Raw genomic sequence first — 5004 nt, forward strand, 5'->3', positions numbered from 1 at the left:
ATATAATATTAAAATATACGATGAAGAGTTTGATCCTGGCTCAGGATGAACGCTAGCGGCAGGCTTAACACATGCAAGTCGAGGGGTATATGTCTTCGGATATAGAGACCGGCGCACGGGTGCGTAACGCGTATGCAATCTACCTTTTACAGAGGGATAGCCCAGAGAAATTTGGATTAATACCTCATAGTATTATTGAGTGGCATCACTTAATAATTAAAGTCACAACGGTAAAAGATGAGCATGCGTCCCATTAGCTAGTTGGTAAGGTAACGGCTTACCAAGGCAACGATGGGTAGGGGTCCTGAGAGGGAGATCCCCCACACTGGTACTGAGACACGGACCAGACTCCTACGGGAGGCAGCAGTGAGGAATATTGGACAATGGGCGCAAGCCTGATCCAGCCATGCCGCGTGCAGGATGACGGTCCTATGGATTGTAAACTGCTTTTGTACGAGAAGAAACACTGCTTCGTGAAGCAGCTTGACGGTATCGTAAGAATAAGGATCGGCTAACTCCGTGCCAGCAGCCGCGGTAATACGGAGGATCCAAGCGTTATCCGGAATCATTGGGTTTAAAGGGTCCGTAGGCGGTTTAGTAAGTCAGTGGTGAAAGCCCATCGCTCAACGGTGGAACGGCCATTGATACTGCTGAACTTGAATTATTAGGAAGTAACTAGAATATGTAGTGTAGCGGTGAAATGCTTAGAGATTACATGGAATACCAATTGCGAAGGCAGGTTACTACTAATTGATTGACGCTGATGGACGAAAGCGTGGGGAGCGAACAGGATTAGATACCCTGGTAGTCCACGCCGTAAACGATGGATACTAGCTGTTGGGAGCAATCTCAGTGGCTAAGCGAAAGTGATAAGTATCCCACCTGGGGAGTACGTTCGCAAGAATGAAACTCAAAGGAATTGACGGGGGCCCGCACAAGCGGTGGAGCATGTGGTTTAATTCGATGATACGCGAGGAACCTTACCAAGGCTTAAATGTAGATTGACCGGTTTGGAAACAGATCTTTCGCAAGACAATTTACAAGGTGCTGCATGGTTGTCGTCAGCTCGTGCCGTGAGGTGTCAGGTTAAGTCCTATAACGAGCGCAACCCCTGTTGTTAGTTGCCAGCGAGTCAAGTCGGGAACTCTAACAAGACTGCCAGTGCAAACTGTGAGGAAGGTGGGGATGACGTCAAATCATCACGGCCCTTACGCCTTGGGCTACACACGTGCTACAATGGCCGGTACAGAGAGCAGCCACTGGGCGACCAGGAGCGAATCTATAAAACCGGTCACAGTTCGGATCGGAGTCTGCAACTCGACTCCGTGAAGCTGGAATCGCTAGTAATCGGATATCAGCCATGATCCGGTGAATACGTTCCCGGGCCTTGTACACACCGCCCGTCAAGCCATGGAAGCTGGGGGTGCCTGAAGTCGGTGACCGCAAGGAGCTGCCTAGGGTAAAACTGGTAACTAGGGCTAAGTCGTAACAAGGTAGCCGTACCGGAAGGTGCGGCTGGAACACCTCCTTTCTAGAGCCTCAAATGTTAGTGCTTGCACACGTTGAGGAAACAAGATGATTATTTATAGGATTCTGAATTGGAGATTGTATTACTCTTGCTGTTAATTTAAAACATAATGAAAAATTAAGTAAAACAGAGTCTCGTAGCTCAGCTGGTTAGAGTACTACACTGATAATGTAGGGGTCGGCAGTTCGAGTCTGCCCGGGACTACTATTTAACTTAAAAAAAAAAGGAAATTCTAGAGTTGAGTTCTTATGAATATACATTCATAATTCATAATTCACAATTCATAATTAGATTGGGGGATTAGCTCAGCTGGCTAGAGCGCCTGCCTTGCACGCAGGAGGTCAACGGTTCGACTCCGTTATTCTCCACTGATCCGAAAGGATAAAAGTTCATTGACATATTGAGATAAGAAAATAATAAAAAGTAGAAAGCGTTTTTTACAATTTTATTGTAAAAAACAAAAAAAAACGGTCATAATTAACTTTATGATTGGTACAATAAGCAAAATAAGGGCGTATGGGGGATGCCTAGGCTCTCAGAGGCGATGAAAGGCGTGATAAGCTGCGAAAAGCTGCGGGGACGGGCACACACCGATTGATCCGCAGATACCTGAATGGGGCAACCCACTATGTTGAAGACATAGTACACCGATAGGTGGGCAAACCCGCTGAACTGAAACATCTAAGTAGGCGGAGGAGAAGAAAACAAAAGTGATTCCGTAAGTAGTGGCGAGCGAACGCGGATTAGCCCAAACCAATGTTGTTACGGCAATGTTGGGGTTGTAGGACCACGACATTTTATGTACAAGGAACCGGAAGTTACTGGAAAGTGACGCCATAGAGAGTGATAGCCTCGTATGGGTAACAAGTATAATAGATAGTGGTATCCTGAGTAGGGCGGGGCACGTGAAACCCTGTCTGAATTTGGCGGGACCATCCGCTAAGGCTAAATACTCCTGAGAGACCGATAGTGAACCAGTACCGTGAGGGAAAGGTGAAAAGAACCGTGAATAACGGAGTGAAATAGATCCTGAAACCATACGCTTACAAGCGGTCGGAGCCCTTTCGTGGGGTGACGGCGTGCCTTTTGCATAATGAGCCTACGAGTTAACGTTGCTGGCAAGGTTAAGTGATTAAGTCACGGATCCGTAGCGAAAGCGAGTCTGAATAGGGCGCTTTAGTCAGTAGTGTTAGACGCGAAACCGTGTGATCTACCCATGGGCAGGTTGAAGCTGTGGTAACACACAGTGGAGGACCGAACCGGTTGACGTTGAAAAGTCTTCGGATGACCTGTGGGTAGGGGTGAAAGGCCAATCAAACTCGGAAATAGCTCGTACTCCCCGAAATGCATTTAGGTGCAGCGCTGATGATAGTTATATAGAGGTAGAGCTACTGATTGGATGCGGGGGCTTCACCGCCTACCAATTCCTGACAAACTCCGAATGCTATATAATGTTTCACAGCAGTGAGGGCTTGGGTGCTAAGGTCCAAGTCCGAGAGGGAAAGAACCCAGACCATCAGCTAAGGTCCCCAAATATATGCTAAGTTGAAAGAACGAGGTTTGTCTGCCCAGACAGCTAGGATGTTGGCTTGGAAGCAGCCATTCATTTAAAGAGTGCGTAACAGCTCACTAGTCGAGCGGACGAGCATGGATAATAATCGGGCATAAGCATATTACCGAAGCTATGGATTTACAGTTTACTGTAAGTGGTAGGGGAGCATTCTAACAGGGTTGAAGGTGTATCGTCAGGTATGCTGGACTGGTTAGAAAAGAAAATGTAGGCATAAGTAACGATAATGCGGGCGAGAAACCCGCACACCGAAAAACTAAGGTTTCCACAGCTATGCTAATCAGCTGTGGGTTAGTCTGGTCCTAAGGCGAACCCGAAAGGGACAGTCGATGGCTAACGGGTTAATATTCCCGTACTACTAATTACTGTGATGGGGTGACGGAGTGATGAAAGCGCCGCGAACTGACGGAATAGTTCGTTAAAGTACCTAGCTATAAGATCTATAGGCAAATCCGTAGATTTTGGTGAAATACGATAGTACTCGGAGTCTTCGGACAAAGAGATAGTGCGCCTAAGGGCTTCCAAGAAAAACCTCTAAACTTCAGGTAATTAGTACCAGTACCGTAAACCGACACAGGTAGTTGAGGAGAGAATCCTAAGGTGCTCGAGAGATTCATGGCTAAGGAATTAGGCAAAATAGACCTGTAACTTCGGGAGAAAGGTCGCCAGCAGCAATGCTGGCCGCAGTGAAGAGGTCCAGGCGACTGTTTATCAAAAACACAGGGCTCTGCAAAATCGTAAGATGAAGTATAGGGCCTGACACCTGCCCGGTGCTGGAAGGTTAAGAGGAGATGTTATCTTCGGAGAAGCATTGAATTGAAGCCCCAGTAAACGGCGGCCGTAACTATAACGGTCCTAAGGTAGCGAAATTCCTTGTCGGGTAAGTTCCGACCTGCACGAATGGTGTAACGATCTGGACACTGTCTCAGCCATGAGCTCGGTGAAATTGTAGTAACGGTGAAGATGCCGTTTACCCGCAGTGGGACGAAAAGACCCTGTGCACCTTTACTATAGCTTAGTATTGACCTTGGATAAATGATGTGTAGGATAGGTTGGAGACTATGAAGCGGCGTCGCCAGGCGTTGTGGAGTCATTGTTGAAATACAACCCTTTGTTTATCTGAGGCCTAACCCCGCAATGTGGGGGACAGTGCTTGGTGGGTAGTTTGACTGGGGTGGTCGCCTCCAAAAGAGTAACGGAGGCTTCTAAAGGTTCCCTCAGTACGCTTGGTAACCGTGCGTAGAGTGCAATGGCATAAGGGAGCTTGACTGAGAGACATACAGGTCGATCAGGTACGAAAGTAGAGCATAGTGATCCGGTGGTTCCGCATGGAAGGGCCATCGCTCAAAGGATAAAAGGTACGCCGGGGATAACAGGCTGATCTCCCCCAAGAGCTCATATCGACGGGGGGGTTTGGCACCTCGATGTCGGCTCGTCACATCCTGGGGCTGGAGAAGGTCCCAAGGGTTGGGCTGTTCGCCCATTAAAGTGGCACGCGAGCTGGGTTCAGAACGTCGTGAGACAGTTCGGTCTCTATCTACTGTGGGCGTTAGAAATTTGAGTGGATCTGATTCTAGTACGAGAGGACCGAATTGGACTAACCTCTAGTGTATCTGTTGTCCCGCCAGGGGCACCGCAGAGTAGCTACGTTGGGAAGGGATAAGCGCTGAAAGCATATAAGCGCGAAACCCACCACAAGATGAGATTTCTTTTAAGGATCGTGGAAGATGACCACGTTGATAGGCTATAGATGTAAAGGCAGTAATGTCATAGTCGAGTAGTACTAATAATCCGTAAGCTTATGTACACCCTTTTCCCCACACCTCGGTGTGGGGGAGAAACTTTCTAAAAATAGTAAATAAAAGTACTTTTCTTTATCTCAGTATGTTAAAATATTAGCTCGACG

Annotated in this window: 2 tRNA genes and 2 rRNA genes; all 4 read left to right on the forward strand. The window is 47.6% G+C overall.

Annotation, left to right across the window (positions count from 1 at the left end):
- Positions 1 to 17: 17 nt before the first annotated feature.
- A 16S ribosomal RNA gene (locus ACHRV0_RS21500) occupies positions 18 to 1531 on the forward strand.
- A 127-nt stretch (positions 1532 to 1658) separates the two neighbouring features.
- Positions 1659 to 1732: transfer RNA gene (locus ACHRV0_RS21505), tRNA-Ile, on the forward strand.
- A gap of 90 nt (positions 1733 to 1822) precedes the next feature.
- Positions 1823 to 1896 (forward strand) — tRNA-Ala (locus tag ACHRV0_RS21510).
- 127 nt (positions 1897 to 2023) lie between these two features.
- Positions 2024 to 4905, forward strand: a 23S ribosomal RNA gene (locus tag ACHRV0_RS21515).
- The 16S and 23S rRNA genes sit together here with 2 tRNA genes alongside, the layout of an rRNA operon.
- Positions 4906 to 5004: the final 99 nt, after the last annotated feature.

This window comes from Flavobacterium sp. FlaQc-30, from assembly GCF_044005885.1.
Classification (GTDB): Bacteria; Bacteroidota; Bacteroidia; order Flavobacteriales; family Flavobacteriaceae; genus Flavobacterium.